The organism is Hymenobacter terricola, assembly GCF_017921975.2.
Classification (GTDB): Bacteria; Bacteroidota; Bacteroidia; order Cytophagales; family Hymenobacteraceae; genus Hymenobacter; species Hymenobacter terricola.
On the sequence record NZ_JAGEMO020000019.1, the window covers coordinates 1 to 841 of the forward strand.

The following is an 841-nucleotide window of genomic DNA, read 5'->3' on the forward strand; positions in this document are numbered from 1 at the left end:
CCGCTTTCTGCCACTGATAAAGTAATTTAGCATTGATGGTGAGGGCACGGGCAGCGGCCCGCGTCACGCGGCTTTCGCGGGCCAGCCGCCGGGCTTCGGCGCGAAAGGCCGCATCATACCGCGGCCGTTTGGAGGAAGAGGCTTTTTCCATGGAATTGGGAAATTAACACCCAATTCTCTCCTGATTCACCCAACCACCTCACGAAGACGTGGTCGAACAGGCGCTCGAAGACCGCGGCCGGAAAGAACTGACGGGTGCGGCTCACGGTCGAGTGCCAGGGCAACTCCTCGTCCACTTCGTAGCCGAGAAAAAGCAGGATATCCAGCCGCAGGGCACAATGCTCGACCAAGCGGCGGTCGCTGACCAGGTTTTCCAGCCGGCCCACCAGCACCAGCTTGAAGAAGACTACGGGGTCGAGCGAGGGCTGGCCGGTGTGGCTATAAGGGGCCCGGGTCTCGTCGTAGAGGAAGGTCCAATCGACCACTTCCGCTAGCCGCCGGTAGAGGTTATGCGCCGGGACCCGTTCGGAAACCCCAAAGTGGGACACCTCTTTGTCGAGGTACTGCTTCTTGCCTTGCACCTCGATTCTACTACCGTAGCAGCTGGCAAGGTCCGTCGAATAGCCGTTCTGCAACAGCCACGAGCCCTAGGACGTGTAAACAATTAAAGCCACATCAGGATGGCTCCGAGGGTGACCATTGCCAGAAAGGTGCTGGCGTTCTTTTCGTAGCGTGAAGCGAGGCCCCGAAACCGCTTGAGGCGGTTGAAGCAGCGTTCGATTTGGTTACGATTTTTGTAGACTTCTTCGTTGTGCTCAATCACTTGCGTCCGATTTTTTTT

Annotated in this window: 3 protein-coding genes; all 3 read right to left on the reverse strand. The window is 57.8% G+C overall.

From position 1 onward, the window contains the following. The coding region (locus J4G38_RS29180) for a transposase (protein WP_394371044.1) at positions 1 to 151 on the reverse strand (151 nt) is incomplete at its 3' end. Further along, positions 114 to 485: a transposase gene (locus J4G38_RS15175; RefSeq protein WP_226163446.1), complete on the reverse strand. Its 372-nt coding sequence runs from the start codon at positions 483 to 485 to the stop codon at positions 114 to 116. The genes J4G38_RS15175 and J4G38_RS29180, both read right to left, overlap by 38 nt. 179 nt (positions 486 to 664) lie before the next feature. Continuing rightward, a complete protein-coding gene (locus J4G38_RS29185; RefSeq protein ID WP_226163232.1) occupies positions 665 to 823 on the reverse strand; it encodes a transposase in 159 nt (52 codons plus the stop codon). Between the last annotated feature and the right edge of the window lie 18 nt (positions 824 to 841).